Below are 21,053 nucleotides of genomic sequence, written 5' to 3'. Positions count from 1 at the left end.
GCAAGGAGAGGAAAAAAATGGTTTACCTGCGGACGATCCGCTTGCTGCGCGAGACATTTCCCCGGACGGACCACTATCCGTTTTCACTGCCTTCGCTGGCCGGGCTGGAGGAGCTGGAGATTCAAAACAGCGTCACGTTTTTTGTGGGGGAAAACGGCTCGGGCAAGTCTACGCTCATGGAGGCGATTGCCTACCAGTGCGGATTCCATACGGCGGGGGGTTCCCGCCACAACTCGTACGATGTGGATCGGTCAGAGTCGAGCCTTGGCGACTACATCCAGCTTTCCTGGCTGCCCAAGCAGACGAACGGTTTCTTTTTGCGGGCGGAGAGCTTTTACCAGTTTGCCAGCCATATCGACGATACCGCTAGTACGAGAGGGTATGGCGGACGCTCTCTGCACGAGCAGTCCCACGGCGAATCGTTTTTCTCCTTGTTTTCACATCGTTTCTCGGGAAAAGGCATCTACCTGCTGGACGAGCCGGAGGCAGCCTTGTCTCCGATGCGCCAGCTGGCGTTTTTGTACGTGATGAAGGACTTGGTGGAGGAGGGGGCGCAGTTTTTGATCGCGACGCATTCCCCGATCCTGATGGGCTTTCCGGGAGCGACCATCCTCAATTTTGATGCGTCACCCGCAGAGGAAATCCGCTACGAGGATACCGAGCACTACCAATTGACGCGCCGCTTTCTGGAAAATCGTGAAAGCTTCTGGAGCGATTTTTAAATTTTTTTGGCTGGACCTGTCACAAAAGAAGGCTCGGCGGTTTCTATACTTTGAACGAAGCGGAAGGACACCGAAACACCCCGGATGGCCCGGCCGCACAAGCAAGGCGACTGTGCCGGCAGGATGGAGGGATGACAGTGGAGGTGCAGGCAAAACTGGCGATGGATACCGGAGTTGTCCAGGACAATACGGATTCCTTTCGAGATTTGTTTACGACGTACTATCCCTTCGTGGTCAGGCAAATCATGCGAATTGTAAAGGAGCAGCAGACTGCAGAGGACATCGCACAGGACGTATTTTTGTCCTTTTACCATACGGACCGTTCCGCGATCGAACACATACCGGCTTGGCTGTCGCGAGCCAGCATCTACGCCGCCTACAACCACTTGCGTGCGGAAAAGCGCAGGACGGCCCGGCAAGAAAAGGAAGCGGCCGAGAAAGAGTGGGTCGCGCCGTCTTCCGAGGATGCGTGGATGGAACAGGACGCAATTGTCGGGGTGCGAGATGTGCTTGCCATGCTGGACGAGAGGGAGCGTACGCTGCTCGTCATGAAATATTCAGGGTTTGCCTATGCGGAGCTTGCGCGAGCGACGGGGACGGAAGTGAGCTCGGTCGGAACGCTGCTCATCAGAGCGAAGAGCAAGTTTCGCAAGCTGTACGATCGGATGAGGGGGGCGGAGACGTGAAGTGTGCGGATGCGGGCGTAATGCAGATGTTTGTAGATGGCGAGTGTGGCGATGAGGCAGGCAGACAGATCATCGCTCACCTCGGAGAATGCGCCGAATGTCGCCGGTTGATGGAGGAGCTGTCCGCTCTGGACGCCTGGACCCGGCAGACGATCGAGAATGAGCTGTTTCGACATGCCGACAAGGCGAAGGTGGATACCGATGCCGCCTGGCAGCGTTTTTCCCTCAGGCTGGAACAAAGCGCAGGGAGAAGCCTTGCGCAAAATCGTGTATGGAAAAGGAGCTGGAAAGACATGAATAAAAAGACGAAAACATGGGTGACGGGAGCTTCCGCGGCGGCTGTGCTTGCCGTATCGCTTTCCTTCCCGCAAGTGCAGGCGGCCGCCAGCGATTTTCTGTCCATTTTTCGAATGGATAAGGTCCAATTCGTGAAACTGACGCAAGACGATCTGGCGCAAACGGAAGCGTGGCTGTCCCGCGGCGAAGCCGGAGAGATGGATTTGAAAGGGCTCGGCAAACTGTGGATTGATGAATCAGGCAAAGGGGAGAAAGACTATCGCTCTTACAACAGCAGAGAGGCGGCCGAGAAGGCGGGAGTCAAGCTGCCGACCTTGCCGAAAGAGCTGGAAGTGCAAGGCGTGGATCTCAATCCTTCCTTCACCGTTCACTTCGAAATCAACGTCGACAAGGCAAACAAGCTGCTTTCCCAGCTGCAAGTCGACCAGAAATTCGACGAGAAGCTGAGCGGCAAAACCTTCTCGCTGACTGTGCCGAATGCTCAGACGATCTGGCTGCGGGCGAATGACAAAGACCTGAACTACTCGATCGTGGATGCCCCTGAGCTGAAGGCGCCAGAAGGTGTGGATCTCGAGCAGCTGAGAAGTACGATCCTGTCCTTGCCGTTCATTCCGGACAACGTGAAAAAGCAAATGCTCAGCATCGAGGACTGGCAGCACACTCTGCCGATGCCATACGTGGCAGACAAGGACAGCAAGCTGAAGGAAGTCAAGGTGAATGGCGCCGATGGCATCCTGATCACAAACGAGCATGACAATCGAGTGATCTGGCAGCAGGATGGCCGCATCCACATGCTGGAAGGGTACAACGGGATCAAGTCTGATGAGCTTTTGGCTTTCGCCAAGGAAATGTAGAGAACAAAATAAGTCGAATGGACCAGCAGAGCTCCCTTTTTGGGGATGCTCTGCTTTGTACCGTTTCGGGAGGAGGACGGCCAAGCGATGGCTGATTACGTAATCGAGACCTGGGATCTGACCAAGCAATACGACGGCAAAGCCGGCTGCAAAAACATCACCTTGCAAGTTCCGCGAGGCTCCGTGTTCGGATTTTTGGGGCAAAACGGCGCGGGCAAGAGCACGTTTGTGAGGACCATGCTCGGGCTTTTGCACCCGACCGGGGGCAGGGCCGTTATGCTCGGCCAGCCGATCGGAAGCGTGGCATCCCGGCGAAAGGTCGGGTATTTGCCCGAGCTGTTCCGCTATCCCGATTGGCTGACGGGGACGCAGCTGCTGGAGCATCATGCGGAGCTGTGCGGCCTGTCGCGAACTGCGAGAAAGACGGTCATCCGCGATGTGGTCGCCCGTGTCGGCATGTCCGGCAGGGAAAAAGGGAGAATCCGCGGGTATTCCAAAGGGATGCAGCAGCGAATCGGCCTCGCATGCGCCCTGTTGTCCGATCCGGATTTGATCTTTCTGGATGAGCCTACCTCGGCGCTCGATCCGATCGGGCGAAAAGAAGTGCGCGAGCTGATCGCACAGCTGCGCGCCCAAGGAAAGACGATCTTCCTGAACAGCCATTTGCTCAGCGAAATGGAATCCATTTGCGATCACGTCGGCATCATTCACCGGGGGGAGCTGGTGGTTCAAGGAGAATGGCGCAAGCTGAGCGCCGTTCAGCCGCAGGTGGATCTGGCGATCGACGCGGGGCAGGGGGCGCTGCTGGAGCAGCTTCCGGAGTTTGTTCGGTCCGCGGAGCATGCGGGACGGGAAGGAGAGCGGGAGCGTTGGCTCGTGACACTGGACCAGAACGGACGGGTGCCGGCTCTGCTCGAGACATTGATCGCCCGGGGAGCTGCGCTGCATGAAGTCGTGCAGAAACGGCAATCCCTGGAGGAAGTGTTCCTGTACTGGGTGCAAAAGAAGGAGGGGGAAGCGCATGTGGCCCATCATGAAAATCACGTATAGGGAGATGCTCTCCAAGCGTATTTTTGCGATTACCGTACTGATGTCGCTGGCCTTTCTGGTGCTGTTTGGCGTCGGGACCTCCTACATGGCGAAAGAAATGCAGGGCTCGCCGGGAATCGCCGGCGATTTTCAGATGCAGAAAAGCTTTTTCTCCGTCCAGCTGCTGGGGATGGGCTTGTACTTCGGCTCTTTCATCACCGCTTTGCTCGCGATTCTGAGCAGTGTCGGCAGCATCGCTTCCGAAGTCGAGAGCCATCAGATCGATACGTGGCTGGCCCGCTCTCTCCCGCGCAGCCGCTATTTGCTCGGAAAGTTCGGCGGGCTTGCGAGCATGCTCGTCCTGTACGCCATCCTGATGTTTCTCGGCCTCCTGGGGATCAACCGATTTGTAGGAGGCGGCGCTCTGGCGGTCGATGTGGGGGGAGGACAAGTCTTGGCGGCACTCGGATTTTTTGCGCTGATGCCGGTCATCCTGGTCTGTGTCTCGCTCCTGCTCAGCAGCATCACGACGACGGTGACAGGCGGCATCATCCTCATCATTTTGTACGGGATCAGCTTCATCGGGGGCTTCATCGAACAGCTGGGATCGATCCTGGGGGAGCAGACCCTCATCAATATCGGGATTGTTTCGAGTCTGCTGTTTCCGACGGATTCGCTGTTCCGCCGGACAACCATCGCCCTGTTCGATACCGCGGACGATCCGATTTCGTTTGCCTCCCAAGGGTTTTTCGGAAGCACGTCGGCGCCGAGCGACGCCATGCTGGTCTACACGCTGATTTACGGAGCGGCAGCGCTGTGGCTGGCGGTGCGGATGTTCAAACGGCGGGATGTTTAAATTAAAAAAGGGACGCCCATCATTCCTGGCGTTCCCGATTTTGCAAAAGCTGGATCAAGTGGTCCAGCTTTTCGTTTTGCTGCTGGTCGAGCTTCGTTTTTCGCTTCATGAACACAATGACGCTGATGATGAAGTAGACCACGAGCGCGTAGAAGAGGAGAGGGACCAAGAGAACAATGCTGGGTGATAGTGACAAGGCCGACAACCGATACACCCTTTCATGGAAAAATCAGGTTTTTGTTATTTTACCATTCCATTATCGAGCCTGGGAAGTACCGTGGCGTTAATGATGTTAATTGCTGAAATGCGGCTAATGTCGTTTATGGCCATTTTCTATTCGCGCTGTCTGAACATTGTTATAATGACAACACATTGATGAAAGCGCATTCGCTCGAAAAGCGAGTCGGTTTTGAAAGCGTATACTTCCAAGGGGGAACGGAACATGCTGTCGTGGCTCGGATTTATCATGATTGCACTCTTTATGTACCTGATCATGTCCAAGCGGTTGTCCGCATTGGTAGCGCTGATCGTCGTGCCGGTCGTTTTCGGACTCATCGGCGGCTTTGCCGGCGACATCGGCGACATGATGCTGACCGGGATTAAGCAAATCGCTCCGACGGGAATTATGCTGCTCTTCGCGATTTTGTACTTTGGGATTATGATGGACGCAGGTTTGTTTGAACCGTTGATTGGCAAAATTCTGAAACTCGTCAAAGGCGATCCGCTGAAAGTGATCGTCGGTACGGCGATCCTGTCCAGTCTGGTGGCGCTGGATGGAGATGGGACGACGACGTATATGATTACGGTATCGGCGATGCTGCCGCTCTATCAGCGGTTGGGCATCAAGCCGATGATTCTGGCGGTGGTTCCGACGCTCGCTTTGGGCGTCATGAACATGGCACCGTGGGGCGGTCCGACTGCCCGTGCGATGAGCGTGCTGAACTTCGACGCCTCGCAGTTGTTCACGCCAGTGATACCGGCGATGGCCGCTGGAATGGCGTGGGTCATCTTCGTCGCCTATATGTTGGGCAAGCGGGAGAGAAAACGGTTGGGAGTGATCGAGTTGGCCGACTCCTCAAGCGAAGCCGCCTCGGAAGCCGCTGCTGCTGCGGAAACCGCCGACGACTCGCTGAAGCGTCCGCGATTGATCTGGTTCAACCTGCTGTTGACCGTCGTCCTGATGGTCTGCCTGATCATGAGCCTTCTCCCGTTGCCGATTTTGTTCATGCTCGCCTTCGCGATCGCTCTCCTGGTGAACTACCCCAAAATGGAGGCGCAAAAGGAAAGGATTTCGGCCCACGCCGGAAATGCGCTGGCTACAGTCTCGATGGTATTTGCGGCAGGGATCTTTACCGGCATTCTGACGGAGACGAAAATGGTCGATGCGATGGCAGGTACGATCGTCTCCTGGCTTCCCGATTCGCTCGGTTCGCACATGCCCGTTCTCGTGGCGTTGACGAGCATGCCGTTTACGTATTTCATGTCCAACGACGCATATTATTTCGGTGTCGTTCCGATTTTGGCCAATGCAGCCGCCGCCTATGGCGTCGATCCGGTGGAGATCGGGCGGGCATCCATTCTGGGTCAGCCGCTCCACGTTTTGAGCCCGTTGTTTGCGGCCCAGTATTTGCTGATCGGAATGGTCGGCGTCGACTACGGGGAAAGCCAAAGAGCGATCATGAAATGGGCGTTCGGGACTTCCATCGTCATGATCGTGGTCGCCTTGCTGACCGGAGTCCTTTCGTTGTAACCGCTTTGCCGCACCATCAGAAGAGGCCGATTCGGGCCTCTTTTTTCTACTGTCGGCAAGGAAGGCTTCGGCTCGCGCCTCTCGCTAAGCGAAGCCAGGAATCCGCATGGTGCAGCTGAACATGGCAAAAACGCCCTATGCTTGGCTACAATGGAGAAGAGGGGGGACAGACGTGCGGTTTCACACCAAGCTCATGCTGATGATGGGAGCGCTCCTGGTGTGCGTGATTGCCCTGCTGGGGATCTCGTTCGAACAGATGCTGGACGGGGCCCTGCGCAAGGAAATCGGGACGAGGGCGCTCAACACGGCGAAGACGATTGCCCGGATGCCGGAAATCAAACAGGCGTTTTCGGAACCGGATCCTGCCCGTTTGATCAATCCGTTGATGGAAACAATCCGCCTGGATACGGGGGCAGCATTCATAACGGTCGGCAATCGCCAGGGAATCCGCTACTCCCATCCCGACCCGGAGCAGATCGGCAAGCCGATGGTCGGCGGGGATAACGAGGCCGTCTTTGCGGGGCACTCGATCATTTCGGAAACGGTTGGCTCCCTCGGTCCCGGGCTGCGCGGCAAGACGCCGATCCGGGACGACCTTGGAAACGTGATCGGGGTCGTTTCCGTCGGTTATTTGCTGGAGGACATCCAGGAGACGATCGAGCTGTATCGGAATCGGATCATCGCGATCGGAGCCGGCATCCTTTTTCTCGGGATGGTCGGGACGCTGCTGTTGGCGCGGAATGTGAAAGAAGCGATTTTTGGCCTGGAGCCTGCCCAGATCGGGAGGATGTACCAGGAAAATCAGGCGGTTCTCTCATCCATTCGGGAGGGGATTGTCGCGGTCAATACCGATGGACAGATCACGCTGGCGAACCCGACGGCCCTCGAGCTGCTGGGTCAAACGGACAGCCTGGAGCGGGCGACTGAGGGAGAACACGCCACTCTTGTGCGATCGCTTCGGCTGAAGGAAGTCATGGAAACAGCCAGAGCCGAGTTCGATCAGGAGACGTTTGTCGGCGGGAAGGCTCTCGTCGTCAACCGCGTGCCTATTCTGGACAAGGAGCGGCGGGTCATGGGAGCAGTGGCGAGCTTTCGCGACAGGTCCGAGCTGTTTCGAGTCACGGAGGAGCTCTCGCGTACCAAGGAATACGCGGAAGCGCTGCGCTCCCAGACCCACGAATACTCCAACAAGCTGCACCTGATTTCGGCCTTGATCCAGCTCGAATCGTACCAGGAAGCCATTGAACTCATCTCGGCGGAAACGAACGTCCATGTCAAGGGCGCCCATTTGATCATGCGCAACGTGCCTGATCCGCTCATCGGCGGACTGCTGCTCGGAAAAGTGAACCAGGCCAACGAGCGGAAAATATCCATGGTGATCGAACCGGAGAGCCAACTTCCAGTGCTTCCGCCCACCGTAGACCGGACGCTGTTGATCGTGATTTTGGGGAACCTGATCGACAATGCGATGGAAGCCGTCTGCGACTCACAGGCCCATGCCAGGGAAATTTCCGTTTTTTTGGGGCAGCTCGGAGAATGGCTGATCGTGGAAGTGGAGGATCGCGGTCCCGGGATCCCCGAGGACCATGCCGAGCTTGTGTTTGATCGCGGTTTCTCCACGAAGAAGGAACACGATCACGGCTACGGCCTTTATCTGGTAAAAGAGGCTGTCGAGCAGCTGCACGGGACGGTCACACATACCGGGAATCCGCAGGGCGGGACGGTTTTTACGGTGACGATCCCGATGGAGGAATATTCGCCAGCTGAGCAGGAAGGAGCGTCGAGATGAACTACGCGAAGCAGCAAGAGCAAGCCGTGCGGGTGCTGATCATAGAGGACGACCTGCGAATAGCCGAGGTAAACCGGCGCTTTGTGGAAAAAGTCAGCGGCTACGAAGTAGTGGGCATCGCCGCGAACATGGAGGAGGCAAAAGACCAGCTGGAGCTGCTGCAGCCCGATCTGGTGCTGCTTGACATCTACTTTCCCGACATGAACGGCCTTGCTTTTTTGACCTATATAAAGGAGCACCATCCTGACTGCGACGTCATCATGCTGACAGCGGCCAAGGAAGTGGAGACCGTAGTTGATGCGATCCGCTACGGCGTCTATGATTTCATCACGAAGCCGCTGATCTTCTCACGGCTGCAGGAGACGCTGCGCAGCTACCAGGAATATCAGGGAAAGATTCGCGCCTGGCGAGAAGAAGGAGAGACGATCAATCAGGAGGAAATCGACCAGCTCATACGCGGAAAAGGGATGAAAGCTCCCAAGGAGTCGAAGCTGGTCAAAGGGATCGACCGGATTACCCTGGAGAAGATCTCCTCTTTCCTGATGCAGGCGGAGTCGGCTACCACCGACCAGGTCAGCAAGGAGACGGGAATCAGCCGGTCGACGGCGAGACGGTATCTGGAATACCTCGTTGCGATGGGAGAGGCCAGCGCCGACTTGTCGTACGGCGTGGTCGGACGCCCGGAGCGCGTATACCGGAGCGCAGGCAAATCATAAAGCTTCGGCAGGATGCAAAAAGGAAGTCCAGCGATTAGGCGGACTTCCTTTTTGCATGCGGAGAAATTCAAAAACGTGGCTCCGGCTTTTGGCGGAGCCTTGGGTGCCCTTTTACTGGACAAGAATCAGCTCTCGTCTGTACTCGAAAAACGGCAATGGGCCTCTACCCGATAAATGCGCTGGCCGCGGGAAGAAAAGCGCTCCTCGTATTCCGTCATCACGTTGTCTGCCGCCAGCTTGGACTGATGCAGGTCGAACGTGATGTTGCGCAGCTGGAATCGCTCGCCGGCAAACTGGTTCAGGGAGAACTCGAACAGCTTTTCGTTGTCTGTCTTCATATGAATCTCCCCATCCAGAGCAAGCACCTGGCGATACGTGCGCAAAAAGCTGGCGTAGGTCAGACGGCGCTTGGCATGGCGCGTCTTTGGCCACGGGTCGCTGAAGTTGAGGTACAGCCGGCTGATTTCGTGGTCGCCGAACAGTTCCGTCAATTCGGCAGCGTTGAACTGGACGAAAGCCAGATTGGGAATCTCGCGGTATTCGGTGCGCTGAACGGCTCTGAGGACGACCTCCGCCTTTAGCTCCACCGCGATGAAGTTCACGTCAGGGTGACGCTCTGCCAGTGTATTAATGAAGCGCCCTTTTCCGCAGCCAATCTCCACGTGGATCGGGTGATCGTTGCCGAAGCGCTCTTTCCACCGCCCCTTGAAGGATGCGGGATTGTCTACGAATGTCGGGTATTCGCGCAGGGCCGATTCGGCACCTGGTATGTTGCGCAGTCGCATATGTGCCTCCTTTAGAACGAACTCCTATCTACTTTACGATGACTCTCACTCTGTTGCAAGCAGATAGAAAGCGAGAGTGGCGAGATTTCCTCTGCGAGGGGGGAGGCAGCGGAGGCGAATGGTTTTTTCTGTATGAAAAAATAGGCCATAAGTCGCATGTAGCGCGGATATACGTTCAAAAATGCAGGATAAAATTGGTGGATTTTCGTGGAACATCTTGGCAAGAAAATTAACTGAAAATTTGAGGAATGCCTGTAAAATCGGGGGAAATTGCGTCAACCAGCAGATTTATCCAGAAGTGGCTAAGGCGTGTGGTAATAATTTTCCAATCAAATAGTCCCTTTTGCAATGGTAAAGTAGAGGACAAGTGAGAGGTCACCCAAACTTTGCATAAAAAGCATCCTGTAGAAGTCATGGACACGGCAATGGCACTGGTTTTGAGAGGAGCTTTATGCGTACAGGAATGTGCGGAAATATTCGCAACCATTCCGAAACGATCAAAAGGGAGGATGAACAACATGAAAGTACATAAGGGATTAATCGGGGTCTTGATGGGATTGACACTGGGATTCACCACCATCGTGGCGCCGCTTCCAGGAGATCAAAATGTGGCTCACGCAGCCTGGACGCAGTCGAAAGCGGACAAAGTCATCAGCACCGGGAAAAAGTACTTAGGCACTCCATATAAATTCGGAGCAAGCAGCGGCACGACCAGAGTATTCGACTGCTCTTCCTTCACCCAACGGGTATTCAAAGTGGCGGTCGGCAAATCGTTGCCGCGCACATCCCGCGAGCAAGCGAAAAAAGGGATCGCTGTATCCAAGAACAACTTGAAAAAGGGTGACTTGATCTTCTTCAAGGCGAACAAGACCACGAAGAGCAAGCGCATTACGCACGTCGCCATCTATGCGGGCAACAACAAAATTCTGCATACGTACGGGGCGCCTGGGGTGACCTTCTCGACATTCAAAGGGACGTCCTGGGAAAAACGGTTTGTCACTGCACGCCGTATGCTGTAACAACCTCGTTTCGTTTTCTACTTAGTAATACGTCCCACGAGGTTGATAGTTGCGAAAGAAAATAAGGCAATTGCTGTCAGTCGACATGACGAGGAGCTCCCGAAGGTCTTTACCGGACGGGGGCTCCTTTTTCCGTGCTGGACCGTTGCCGTGCAGGATGGTGGCAGACCGGATCGATTTCAGCTATTCCACTCATTGACAGATTCGTGTGGGAATGATGTTATCGTCCTAAGGAGAAAGGGGAGCTACGAAGAATACGAATGGTAAGGAGGGGAAAGAAGCATGAATGCTAATGTCTCAGACAAGAGGCTGCTGGAGGTTTTCCCGTGTTTGCGGGCGGTTTCCCCCAGGGAATGGGCGGAAGCTCAGCAGGAAGTGCGGACATTTTCCGCCAAATCGCGTCTTTTCCAGAGGGAGGAAGCCAGATCCTACGGCATGTTTTTGCTGAGCGGCAGAGCCCGCATCAGCCAAATCGGGGAGGACGGGAGCGAGAGGGTCGTCAATAAACTCCTTCCTGGTGAAATATGCGCTCTCCTTGTGTTAAGCGGACTGAGCGGACGTGACTACCCCGCCATGATTGAGGCCGAGACGGAAGTAGTAGCGCTGTTTGTGTCCAAACGCAGCTTCCTGCGCTGGGTGCAGGAATACGAGCCAATCCGTAGCGCTGTATTCGGCAGCCTCCTTGAGGGGATGATGCGGATGGGTGAACAGATGCAAGCGAGGCAGAGCAAACCGCTGAACATACGGCTGGCAGAAGCCCTGCTCGGTTTCACGTCGGAGCAGCAGCCACTGCTGCGAATGACGCATGGTGCGCTCGCTGCAGAGATCGGTACCGCCCGTGAAGTCGTGAGCCGTGCGCTGCAACGCTTTCAGCGTCAGGGGTGGGTGGAGACGGGACGCGGGTGGGTACGGATCACCCGCCGCAAAGAACTGGAGGAGCTATTTGGTGACTAGGTCACAGAAGGGGAGTCCCTCAATCTAGTAAAGTGAAAAAGGATACAATTTTCTCTAGCTTAGGAGGGATTCACCGATGGCTCACCAGCTTCAGCAGGGCATGGTTGCCCCGACATTTCGTACCGTCGACTTCCAGGGCAATCCGGTATCTTTGGAAAGTTATCGCGGAAACAAAGTGCTTCTCGCCTTTTTTCGCAACTCCGCCTGCGCTCTATGCAATTTGCGGGTGCATCATTTTATCGGCAGACATCCGGAATGGCAGCAAAAAGGCATGCGCGTAATCGCCATTTTCGAATCGCCTGAGGAGAGTATGCACACATACGTTGGTGCTCAACAAGCTCTGTTCCCGCTCGTCGCCGATCCGAAGGCGCACTTGTACGATTTGTACGGTGTCGAGACGTCCGAAGAGAAAGTAAAGCTGACATTGGCTGATGCGAACACAAAATCGTTCGCCGCTGAGGCGGAGGCTGCCGGCTTCCCTCTTACTCCGGAGGAAGGTTCGAACTTCAACCGGATCCCTGCCGAATTTTTGATTGACGAGCGTGGCATTGTACGGCTGGCGCATTACGGTCGCATCGTTACCGATCATCTCCCGCTTGAGGTGATCGACAACTTCGCTGCGGGCGGATAACGGCATACGGCAAAAAGGATAAAATTCCATGGATCTATCGAAACGAACGGGATTCAATGGCGTACGAAGAACAGCGTCAGTCAAAGACTTGTAAGATCCAGGTCTTTGGCTGACGTTGTTTCCATTGGCTTGTCCAACTGAATCACAGACGGCATTCCGTTCGTGATTGACATTTATACTACAAAGGTAGTATATTTGTTTTGAGGTGAATGTTTTGAATATTCAACAAACGATTGATACCCTAAAGGAGCTTGGCTTTACCGAATACGAAGCCAGGATTTACCTCGCCCTCCTGCGGGCCCATCCTTCCAACGGCAATACGATCGCCACCCTGTCCGGGGTGCCCACGCCAAAGGTTTACGAAACGCTGCGAAAAATGCAGGAGCGGGAGGTGGTCTTCGCGGTGGCGGGCGGTGACAAAGGGAATCAGGTGCGCTACAGCCCCTTGCCTTATGACGAGCTGCTCACGCGGACGAAGCGAGCGTTTTTGGGGAACGTGAGCTATTTGCAGGATGCTCTCACCGAATACGCATCCATGAGCGATACGAACTGGACCGAGTTGTTTGTCATCCACGGCTACTCGGCGGCCATGGAGGCGGTTCGCTCGGCAGTGGCCGAGTCCAAAACGGACATCATCATGAGCCTCTGGAGCCGGGAGCTCTCCGCGCTTTCCGACGTCCTCGGCGATGCGCACGAGCGGGGTGTCTCGATCGTCACACTGACATTCGATGAGCCCCCAGCCGTTCCCTGGCGGAATTTCCGCCATCACGACGCAAAGCTGATCCGGCTGCGCCATGAGGGAGAGCTCAACCTGGTGCTGGACAAGGAAAAAGCAATCGTCTTCCAATCATCTCACGAGCGCCCGCATGCGGTGGTATCCAGACATCCGGTCACGATCAAGACGACGCTGAACTACATTCGCCATGACATCTACGTCAATCGGATAGTGGCCGACTTCGGGGAGGTGATGATTCAGCGGTACGGACCTGGGCTGGATGGGCTCATCAACGACTTCTGACAGCATCGGGCTCGCTCATCCGCCCGGCATGTTCGAGGCAGGAATGGAAAGCGATTACAGGGAGGGGAAGGGCATGTCCCAACACGTTTCTGCAGATGACACCGGGTCAGACAAGCAAGCTGTCAAATGGCATACGTTATTCGGTTCTTTTTTCAGCTACACGCTGGATGCGATGGACTTCATGTTTTTGGCATTGGCATTGCCCGTCATTATCAAGGAATGGAACATGCCTCTCGGGGAAGCCGGCCTCCTGGGGACGGCGACGCTGATCGGAGTGGGACTCAGCAGTGTGGTGCTCGGGTGGTACTCCGACAACTACGGAAGAAAAAAGGCCCTGCAAGTGAGCCTCGGGGTGTTCGGACTCTTTACCGTAGCGATCGCCGTTTCGCAGACGTGGGAGCAATTCATGGTGCTCCGTTTCCTGGCGGGGCTGGGACTAGGCGGCGTGTGGGGCATTGCCTCGGCGTATGTCAGCGAAACCTGGCAAGCCAAGCACCGGGCAAGGGCGACGTCATTCGTGCTCAGCGCCTGGCCGGTCGGATACGGACTGGCGGCGCTGCTCTCCGCACTCATTTTGCCTTATTACGGCTGGCGCGCGCTCTTTGTCTGCGGGCTTTCCAGCATCGTGGTCATGATTTATTTGCATGTGTTCGTCCCTGAATCAAAGGCGTGGCAGGAAAACAAACGCAAGCGGGAACAGGAAACGAGCCGTCCCGCCAAGGTCTCGGTCAAGGAGCTGTTTGCCGGCGGATTGGCCCGGCGCACCGTGCTTGCGACACTCGTGTCTTTTTGCACGCTCACCGCATACTGGGGGATCAATACCTGGCTGCCTACTTATTTAACCAAGGAGCGCGGCCTGTCCGTAGACAAAATGGGGATCTTTCTGATCGTAATCAACATCGGGATGTTTATCGGCTACCAGATCTTCGGCTATGTCGCAGACAAGATCGGCCGAAAAAAGATCAGTCTCTTGTCGTTCTTCGGCGCAGCTATGATGATTCCGCTTTACGTGTGGACAGAAAACGTCACCGTATTGTTCTGGATGGGCCCGCTGCTGTTTCTGTTTTTCTCGCAAGCCGGTGTGTTCGGCGCCTATTTTTCCGAGCTGTATCCGACGCATCTGCGCAGCATGGGAGCCGGCTTTTGCTTCAATGTCGGGCGCGGCCTGTCCGCTTTTGCCCCGTATTTTCTGGGGCAGATCGCGACGCGTTACAGTTTGGGCACAGGCTTCGCCCTCTGCGCCATTACGCTTCTCATCGGTGCGGTCATCATGCTGTTTTTGCCGGAAACGTCCAGACCTGCCCAAGAACCTGCTGCCGCTGATCGGGAAGCTGTCGTATGAGAGCGGTTGGGGTGTGACCTGAAGGCAGGGAAAGCAGTATTGTTGAAAGAATATTCGGCCAAATCTTCTTTTACATTTTGTATAGGCCCCAACTGAATGAAGGGATTCCCGAGAAAAGCGAGAGGAGAATGACCATGACCCGAAAAACAAGACGCATCATTGATCTGAGCGTGATGCTGGATCCTGCGGCAAAAGAGCCGTCTCCGCCCGACATCCGCTACGATCGTCACGAGAGCGGAGCCGTGCAAGCGGCAAAGTTGTTTGGACTCGCTCCGTCCGACTTCCCCGAGAGCAAGGCGTGGGCCAATGAGACGGTGACTTTGACGACACATACTGGCACCCATGTAGACGCCCCTTGGCACTACTGGCCCACATCCCAAGGAGAACCGGCCCGGACGATTGATCAGCTGCCGCTGGAGTGGTTTTACGGGGACGGTGTGCTGCTCGATTTCAGCGACAAGCCGTCTGGCTATGAAATTACCGTGGCGGATTTGAAGGCGAAGCTGGAGGAAATTCAGTACACGCTGAAGCCGTATGATATCGTGCTGATTCGCTCGGATGCAGACAAACGGCTGTACGAGGACAACTACTTCCAGTCCCACGCAGGTATGTCAGCGGAGGGGACTCGCTGGCTGATCGATCAAGGCATCAAGGTGATGGGGACAGACGGATGGGGCTGGGATATCCCGTTCGGGGTCCAGGCTGCGGACTACAAGCAAAATCCCCGCGATGGTGTGCTGTGGGCAGCCCATTTCGTCGGAAGGGAAAAAGAGTACTGCCAGATCGAAAAGCTGGCGAATTTGGATCAGCTGCCGCGGCCGTACGGTTTTACTGTCGCCGTCTTTCCGGTCAAGGTGAAAGGCGCCAGCGCGGGCTGGGCTCGCCCAGTCGCTATCTTCGAAGAATAAATGAAGCTGCTGGCAGCATGCAAAAGGGGGAGACGAGATGAAATTTGCGACCTTTAAACGAACAGACGGTGAAGTGCGAGCGGGCTGGGTGACGCCGCGGGGGATCGTTGACATGAAACAGGCCAGTGGAGGCGAGCTGCCGGACAACATGCTCGATTTTTTGAGTCGGCAGGAGGCGTATATGCCGCTCGTGCAAAAGCTGGAACAGAGCCAGGTGGAGCCGACCTGCAAGCCGGAAGAGGTACAGCTGCTGGCACCCATCCCCAATCCGCGCAGTGTACGGGACTTCATGGCGTTCGAGCTGCACATCCTGAATGCCTCCAAGCGGCTGGGGATTCCGCTGGCACAAGCCTGGTATGAAATTCCGGCCTTTTATTTCACCAATCATCAAGTGATCACGGGACCGTACGCCAAGGTAGCCAGGCCTGCCCGTTGCCAGTGGCTGGACTACGAGCTGGAGATCGCCTGCGTGATCGGCAAGGAAGGCAAAAACATCCGGGCAGAGGAAGCCGACGAATACATATTCGGCTACACGATCCTGAACGACTGGTCGGCGCGGGACTTGCAAATGAAGGAATCGAAAATCGGCCTGGGTCCGGCCAAAGGAAAGGACTTCGCGACTTCGCTCGGTCCATACCTGGTGTCCAAGGACGAATTGGAGGCGCATCGAAGGGGGAACCGCTACGATCTGGAGATGGTCGCGCGTGTAAACGGCATCGAGCTGTCCAGGGGCAATTTCCAAGACATCTACTACACCTTCGGACAGATGATCGAACGCGCGTCTGACGGTGTCACACTTTATCCCGGCGATGTGATCGGCTCCGGGACGGTCGGAACCGGCTGTCTGCTCGAGCTGGGGCCGGAGGTGCACCGCTGGCTGGAGCCGGGGGACATCGTCCAATTGGAGATCACGGGGCTGGGAGTGCTGGAAAACACGGTCGAATAAAGCGCAGAAAAACGCAGGGTTACCGTCTGGTTCATCCCTTTCAGTCCCTGGAAATTGGCGGTGCAGCTTTTCAGCCGTCTCCTCATAGGAGAACGGCTTCTTTTTTAACCAGACTACGGGTCTGTTGCCCAACACGGTTCATGAAGCTTTTCTCTTTCCATGTAGAGGAAATTCCCGGGAAGGTTGTGGACATACTAACCCGAAAAGGAGGAGAGGCGCATGGATGACCGTCAGGAAAACGACCTGCCTGATTTCAAACAGCTGGATGACAGATTGATTGCTCAGCCCCCAACCGGCCCGATCATCGGGATACGAACCAATCTGGACAAAGATCCGAACGCAGTCGACAACCCCTATGTGCAGCAAGATTCCCGGCCTGCGAGACAAGATGGGGGTGAAGCAAATGACTGATCGCCCAACAAATGAAAAACCCGATATGGGGTACCACGGAAGCAACATGCACGGCTACTCCCTCTCGGAAAAGGGGGAGGCATTGGAGCAAACTGCCCAGGCATCTACGGATACGGAAAACAATGAAGACAGGGAAGAAGAATAGTTCGTTTCGTACCATAACTCAATAGCGACTGAAGGTCCCTTCAGGAACAGCAGGCAGCCATCCGATCAGATTGGTAACGGCCTGTCGAGCTTGCAGCACCCAGAGCGGGTCCGCATGTCTGTTCCAATGTGTCACGATGGGCTTGCATCATCTCGTAAATGTACAGGACATGGATGTCGTTTCGCCGCCATCCTCAGCTCCGGCTCCAAGAGGTGGGCTTCCTCTGCCCAGATCTCGATCGGTTTGGAGCGGATGGGAATGAAACAGCAAAAAATGGATAGGGCGCCCGAGAATGTCTCTGAAGCGCTCTATCCATTTTTGCTTTCAGCAAGTAAAGGTCGATCCGAGTGATATCTTCACGAAAGGGATTTGCTGTTTCTTAAATTTTCAACATGGCACCCGTGCTGGCGTTGGTCACCAGCTTGGAGTAGCGGGCCAGGTAGCCGGATTTCACTTTCGGCTCGAAGCCCTTCCAGTTCTCTGCGCGGCGAGCCAGCTCGGCTTCATCCACAAGCAGCTGGATCGAGCGCTCTTCCAGGTCGATGGAGATGATGTCGCCGTCCTGGATAAAGGCGATCGGTCCGCCCTCGGCTGCTTCCGGAGATACGTGGCCGATGCTGATGCCGCGGGAAGCACCGGAGAAGCGTCCATCCGTGACGAGAGCGACTTCTTTGCCGAGTCCCATCCCGACGATTTGCGAAGTCGGGGCGAGCATTTCCGGCATGCCCGGACCGCCTTTTGGCCCTTCGTAACGGATGACGACGACGTGGCCCGGCTTGATTTTGCCGGAAGCGATGCCAGCCAGAGCTTCATCCTGGGAGTCGAAGCAGATCGCAGGACCTTCGTGGCGAGTGATCGACGGATCGACCCCGCCCGTTTTGATGATCGAGCCTTGCTCGGCCAGGTTTCCAAAGAGGACTGACAAGCCGCCGGACTGGCTGTATGGATCTTCCAGACGGCGGATGACCCGATCGTTTTTGATCTCGGCGCCCGCGATGTTTTCCGCCAGCGTCTTGCCGGTGACCGTGATGCGGTCTGGATGGATCGCGCCGGGCTTTCTGGAGATTTCCTTCAATACGGCGGAGACACCGCCGGCTTCATGGCAGTCCTCGATATGGTAATCGGAAGACGGAGCCAGCTTGCAAATATGAGGAACGCGCTTCGCCACTTCGTTGATGCGTTCGATTGGGTAATCGATGCCCGCTTCCTGAGCGATCGCCAGCGTGTGCAGGACGGTGTTCGTGGAGCCGCCCATTGCCATGTCCAGTGCGAATGCGTCGTCGATCGCTTCCAGGGTGACGATGTCGCGAGGCTTGATGTCTTGCTCGATCAAATATTTCAGCTTCTCGGCGGAAGACTTGACCAGCTCCTTGCGCTCCGGAGCGACAGCGAGAACGGTACCGTTCCCCGGGAGAGCGAGGCCGATCGCTTCCAGGAGGCAGTTCATCGAGTTGGCGGTGAACATGCCGGAACAGGACCCGCAGGAAGGACAGCCGAATTGCTCCAGCTCGGCCAGCTGCTTGTCGTCGATCAGGCCTGCCTGGTGAGCGCCTACGCCTTCAAAGACGGAAGAGAGCGAAATGGAGCGGCCATCGCTGGTTTTCCCGGCTTTCATCGGACCGCCGGTGACGAAAACGGTCGGAATGTTCACGCGGAGCGCTCCCATGATCATACCGGGAGTGATTTTGTCACAGTTCGGGATGCAAATCATACCGTCGAACCAGTGAGCGGCGACTACGGTCTCCAGGCTGTCTGCGATGAGCTCGCGGCTAGGGAGCGAGTAGCGCATCCCGATGTGGCCCATGGCGATCCCGTCGTCTACGCCGATGGTATTGAATTCGAACGGCACCATGCCTGCCGCCCGTACGGCTTCTTTTACGATTTTTCCGAATTCCTGCAAATGCACGTGGCCAGGAATGATGTCGATGTAAGAGTTACAGATCGCGATGAACGGTTTGTCGAAATCCTCGTCCTTCACGCCCGCTGCGCGCAGCAAGCTGCGGTGCGGAGCGCGGTCAAAGCCTTTTTTGATCATATCGCTGCGTTGTCTAGCCAATTGAAAAATCTCCCTTCCTATAGATGGTGCCTGTCTTTTGTTTTGCACTATCTTATCAATTTTTATAAATAGAAACAACCGTAAAAGTCTGAACATTTGTTCAGGGAAGCCCTTTCATGGAGTCACTTACGACGGTGATAAGCCGGGGAAGAATAGCAATCGCGCGGCATTTGGGCTACAATAAGGGAATTGAGTATATTTTACGCTGGAGTGAACGAAATGATAGAGGAATTAAAAAATATAGTCGAGGAAGGCAGCGAAGAGGAACAGCAAATATTGGCCCTCGCCCTTTCCGCCATTCGGCACAGACGAGAGCGGGGCAAAGCCTTTTTGTCGGGCTTCCTCGGACTGAACGGAGAGTTTGTCGACGAGAGGACGTATCGCTTCGATATCCCGCTCACGGTGTTCATGCACAATTCGGGAGGTGCGGTACACGGAGGAATACTGGCGACGATTATCGACTCGGCGATGGGCTCGCTGATCAACCGATCGTTGCCGCCGGAAGAGTACGCCGTCACGACGGAGCTGAAAATCAATTACCTCCGGCCGGGCAAGGGGGAGAGGCTGGTTGCGGAAGCTACGTACCTCCACCGCGGTCAGACGCTGGTCGTCATGGAAAGCACGGTGTACGACGACAGGGGCAAGCGGGTGGCCCATGGAACCGGGACGTTCATCGTGCTCAAACGGTAAGAAGGAATTGCCATCACACCGCAGGAAGACTGCTGGAACAAACGGACGTAAGAGACTCGTCAAAAGCGAAAAACCTCTCGCACGACTAGCGGTGTGCAAGAGGCTTTTGCATGGAAAATGGAGCGTCTGGAAAGTACCGCAGCCCTCTATTGAAAATCGAAACGCGGTCACTTGATGGAGACGAGCCCGCTGTACTGGGAGATGTAGGACAGGACTTTCGGGGAGAGCGGAACGATGAACTCCATGTTTTCTTTTTCAACGATCCCGGAACGGGAAACAACTCGGGCCCATTTGACGACCAGTTTGTAGTAATCGGAACCAAAGGTGGAATGTATCGTCTCACTCTTGTAGCGAAACGATACCGGGGCTGTGTCCAGTTTGATCGGAACCATGCTGACAATGTCGTGCAGAAACAGATGGTACGTCATATGCGGTTTGAAAAAAACGAGCTCTTTGCTCGTAACCGAGCAGCCGAGGCTATGGTTCATCTGGGAAAATTTCAATTCGCCTTCCATGTTTTTCAGGCGGATAAAATCGCTGTTCATGGGTATCCCCTCCTATCTTCAAGCCGGATCGGGTGTCTCTCTATCATAGTGATGATGCGGACAATCGCGCAAGTGAAAACAATGGTACTGAAGTGAAAAGAAGGAGATGGAATCAATGCTGGAGGTTGCCAAAGAGGCGGCGCACATCGCGGGAGCTTATTTGAAGGAGCGCTTCCTGGAGCAGCTCGTGCCCGACGAAGAACTGCACAATGACGTGAAGCTGCCGGAAGACAAGGAGAGCGAACGGCGGATCATCGAGGTGCTTCACCGCCACTTTCCGACTCATACCATCTTTTCCGAAGAGGTGGGCATGGTATCCCGCGACGAAGAGTATTTATGGATTGTGGATCCGCTCGACGGGACCAACAACTACTTTATCGGGTATCCGTACTTCTCCGTTTCTATTGCCCTGCAGCATAAAGGAGATCTGGTGCTGGGCGTGGTTTACAACCCGGTAGCGGGCCAGATGTTCTGGGCGGAAAAAGGAAAAGGGGCTTATTTGAACGGCAAGCGTCTGTCGGTCAACGATCGCACCGACGAGACGAGGGCGGTGGGCACCTACATACGCGGCCGAAACTCCGTCACGAAGGAGCAGGAGCTTGATTTTACGCGCCCGTTCGTTCTTAGGACCAAGCGACTCTTGAGAAATGTGGCCCCTGCTTTGGACTGGTGCCTGCTCGCCAATGGCTGGCTGGACTACATCGTCATGCAGCGCTCGGGGATTATGGACGTCGCGGCAGGGATCGTGATCGCGCAGGAAGCTGGGGCTGCGGTGACGGACTGGGAAGGCACACCGTATCGCCACGAGCCGTTTGAGCAGGACAAGAATCGCTCCCTTTTGGTAAGCAACGGGCGCCTGCACGAGACCATTCGCGGTCTGATCAGGGAGTAACGGTACGACAGA

The 21,053-nt window shown here is 55.6% G+C and carries 23 protein-coding genes; 19 read left to right on the top strand and 4 right to left on the bottom strand.

Annotation, left to right across the window (positions count from 1 at the left end):
- The first annotated feature begins 17 nt into the window (after nucleotides 1-17).
- The 5 genes from RGB73_RS22245 (at nucleotide 18) to RGB73_RS22225 (ending at nucleotide 4,444) form a co-directional block, all read left to right on the top strand.
- Nucleotides 18-722, top strand: coding sequence for an AAA family ATPase (locus tag RGB73_RS22245; protein ID WP_310764898.1), 705 nt, complete (start codon nucleotides 18-20; stop codon nucleotides 720-722).
- Between the two features lie 137 nt (nucleotides 723-859).
- Nucleotides 860-1,408, top strand: a complete 549-nt coding sequence (locus tag RGB73_RS22240; protein ID WP_310774482.1) for an RNA polymerase sigma factor SigX — start codon at nucleotides 860-862, stop codon at nucleotides 1,406-1,408.
- Entirely contained in the window at nucleotides 1,405-2,559 is a 1,155-nt protein-coding gene (locus RGB73_RS22235) for an anti-sigma factor family protein (RefSeq protein WP_310764897.1), read from the top strand. The genes RGB73_RS22240 and RGB73_RS22235 overlap by 4 nt, the downstream gene beginning before the upstream one ends.
- 87 nt (nucleotides 2,560-2,646) lie before the next feature.
- Nucleotides 2,647-3,609, top strand: coding sequence for an ABC transporter ATP-binding protein (locus tag RGB73_RS22230; RefSeq protein WP_310764896.1), 963 nt, complete (start codon nucleotides 2,647-2,649; stop codon nucleotides 3,607-3,609).
- Nucleotides 3,581-4,444, top strand: coding sequence for an ABC transporter permease (locus RGB73_RS22225; protein ID WP_310764895.1), 864 nt, complete (start codon nucleotides 3,581-3,583; stop codon nucleotides 4,442-4,444). The genes RGB73_RS22230 and RGB73_RS22225 overlap by 29 nt, the downstream gene beginning before the upstream one ends.
- 19 nt (nucleotides 4,445-4,463) lie before the next feature.
- Here RGB73_RS22225 and RGB73_RS22220 read toward each other — a convergent pair whose 3' ends face one another.
- Nucleotides 4,464-4,649, bottom strand: a complete 186-nt coding sequence (locus RGB73_RS22220; protein WP_310764894.1) for a hypothetical protein — start codon at nucleotides 4,647-4,649, stop codon at nucleotides 4,464-4,466.
- Between the two features lie 237 nt (nucleotides 4,650-4,886).
- Here RGB73_RS22220 and RGB73_RS22215 point away from each other — a divergent pair, with 237 nt between their 5' ends.
- The 3 genes from RGB73_RS22215 to RGB73_RS22205 all read left to right on the top strand — a co-directional run bounded on the left by RGB73_RS22215 (nucleotide 4,887) and on the right by RGB73_RS22205 (nucleotide 8,699).
- Nucleotides 4,887-6,194 (top strand): CitMHS family transporter, encoded by a 1,308-nt coding sequence (locus RGB73_RS22215; RefSeq protein ID WP_310764893.1) that lies wholly within the window; start codon nucleotides 4,887-4,889, stop codon nucleotides 6,192-6,194.
- Nucleotides 6,195-6,366: 172 nt separating this feature from the next.
- On the top strand, nucleotides 6,367-7,983 hold the full coding sequence (locus tag RGB73_RS22210) for an ATP-binding protein (RefSeq protein ID WP_310764892.1): 1,617 nt from the start codon (nucleotides 6,367-6,369) through the stop codon (nucleotides 7,981-7,983).
- On the top strand, nucleotides 7,980-8,699 hold the full coding sequence (locus RGB73_RS22205) for a response regulator (RefSeq protein ID WP_310764891.1): 720 nt from the start codon (nucleotides 7,980-7,982) through the stop codon (nucleotides 8,697-8,699). The genes RGB73_RS22210 and RGB73_RS22205 overlap by 4 nt, the downstream gene beginning before the upstream one ends.
- A 125-nt stretch (nucleotides 8,700-8,824) precedes the next feature.
- On the opposite strand, the gene trmB is transcribed toward RGB73_RS22205, so the two are convergent.
- The gene (gene trmB, locus RGB73_RS22200) at nucleotides 8,825-9,484 is read right to left on the bottom strand and encodes a tRNA (guanosine(46)-N7)-methyltransferase TrmB (RefSeq protein ID WP_310764889.1); all 660 of its coding nucleotides are present in this window, start codon (nucleotides 9,482-9,484) and stop codon (nucleotides 8,825-8,827) included.
- 518 nt (nucleotides 9,485-10,002) lie between these two features.
- Between trmB and RGB73_RS22195 the strand changes: the two genes are divergently transcribed.
- The 9 genes from RGB73_RS22195 to RGB73_RS22155 all read left to right on the top strand — a co-directional run bounded on the left by RGB73_RS22195 (nucleotide 10,003) and on the right by RGB73_RS22155 (nucleotide 16,858).
- Nucleotides 10,003-10,503: a C40 family peptidase gene (locus RGB73_RS22195; protein WP_310764888.1), complete on the top strand. Its 501-nt coding sequence runs from the start codon at nucleotides 10,003-10,005 to the stop codon at nucleotides 10,501-10,503.
- A gap of 282 nt (nucleotides 10,504-10,785) precedes the next feature.
- A complete protein-coding gene (locus tag RGB73_RS22190) occupies nucleotides 10,786-11,457 on the top strand; it encodes a Crp/Fnr family transcriptional regulator (protein ID WP_310764886.1) in 672 nt (223 codons plus the stop codon).
- Between the two features lie 76 nt (nucleotides 11,458-11,533).
- The gene (locus tag RGB73_RS22185; protein ID WP_310764885.1) at nucleotides 11,534-12,088 is read left to right on the top strand and encodes a peroxiredoxin family protein; all 555 of its coding nucleotides are present in this window, start codon (nucleotides 11,534-11,536) and stop codon (nucleotides 12,086-12,088) included.
- A 214-nt stretch (nucleotides 12,089-12,302) separates the two neighbouring features.
- Nucleotides 12,303-13,106: a TrmB family transcriptional regulator gene (locus RGB73_RS22180; RefSeq protein ID WP_310764884.1), complete on the top strand. Its 804-nt coding sequence runs from the start codon at nucleotides 12,303-12,305 to the stop codon at nucleotides 13,104-13,106.
- A 208-nt stretch (nucleotides 13,107-13,314) separates the two neighbouring features.
- Nucleotides 13,315-14,448, top strand: coding sequence for an MFS transporter (locus RGB73_RS22175; RefSeq protein WP_396136228.1), 1,134 nt, complete (start codon nucleotides 13,315-13,317; stop codon nucleotides 14,446-14,448).
- Between the two features lie 134 nt (nucleotides 14,449-14,582).
- Nucleotides 14,583-15,356 (top strand): cyclase family protein, encoded by a 774-nt coding sequence (locus RGB73_RS22170; protein ID WP_310764881.1) that lies wholly within the window; start codon nucleotides 14,583-14,585, stop codon nucleotides 15,354-15,356.
- A 37-nt stretch (nucleotides 15,357-15,393) separates the two neighbouring features.
- Nucleotides 15,394-16,302, top strand: coding sequence for a fumarylacetoacetate hydrolase family protein (locus tag RGB73_RS22165; RefSeq protein ID WP_396136123.1), 909 nt, complete (start codon nucleotides 15,394-15,396; stop codon nucleotides 16,300-16,302).
- A gap of 219 nt (nucleotides 16,303-16,521) precedes the next feature.
- On the top strand, nucleotides 16,522-16,713 hold the full coding sequence (locus RGB73_RS22160; protein ID WP_310764880.1) for a hypothetical protein: 192 nt from the start codon (nucleotides 16,522-16,524) through the stop codon (nucleotides 16,711-16,713).
- Complete coding sequence (locus RGB73_RS22155) at nucleotides 16,706-16,858, top strand: hypothetical protein (protein WP_310764879.1); 153 nt, start codon at nucleotides 16,706-16,708, stop codon at nucleotides 16,856-16,858. The genes RGB73_RS22160 and RGB73_RS22155 overlap by 8 nt, the downstream gene beginning before the upstream one ends.
- A gap of 379 nt (nucleotides 16,859-17,237) precedes the next feature.
- Here RGB73_RS22155 and ilvD read toward each other — a convergent pair whose 3' ends face one another.
- Complete coding sequence (gene ilvD / locus RGB73_RS22150; protein ID WP_310764878.1) at nucleotides 17,238-18,914, bottom strand: dihydroxy-acid dehydratase; 1,677 nt, start codon at nucleotides 18,912-18,914, stop codon at nucleotides 17,238-17,240.
- Between the two features lie 219 nt (nucleotides 18,915-19,133).
- Here ilvD and RGB73_RS22145 point away from each other — a divergent pair, with 219 nt between their 5' ends.
- Nucleotides 19,134-19,604, top strand: coding sequence for a PaaI family thioesterase (locus tag RGB73_RS22145; protein ID WP_310764876.1), 471 nt, complete (start codon nucleotides 19,134-19,136; stop codon nucleotides 19,602-19,604).
- A 167-nt stretch (nucleotides 19,605-19,771) separates the two neighbouring features.
- Here RGB73_RS22145 and RGB73_RS22140 read toward each other — a convergent pair whose 3' ends face one another.
- Nucleotides 19,772-20,149, bottom strand: a complete 378-nt coding sequence (locus RGB73_RS22140) for a hypothetical protein (RefSeq protein WP_310764875.1) — start codon at nucleotides 20,147-20,149, stop codon at nucleotides 19,772-19,774.
- Between the two features lie 115 nt (nucleotides 20,150-20,264).
- Here RGB73_RS22140 and RGB73_RS22135 point away from each other — a divergent pair, with 115 nt between their 5' ends.
- Entirely contained in the window at nucleotides 20,265-21,041 is a 777-nt protein-coding gene (locus RGB73_RS22135; RefSeq protein ID WP_310764874.1) for an inositol monophosphatase family protein, read from the top strand.
- Nucleotides 21,042-21,053 lie beyond the last annotated feature (12 nt).

Source organism: Brevibacillus brevis (assembly GCF_031583145.1).
GTDB lineage: Bacteria > Bacillota > Bacilli > Brevibacillales > Brevibacillaceae > Brevibacillus > Brevibacillus brevis_E.
This window is presented reverse-complemented; position numbering and strand designations above follow the sequence as displayed.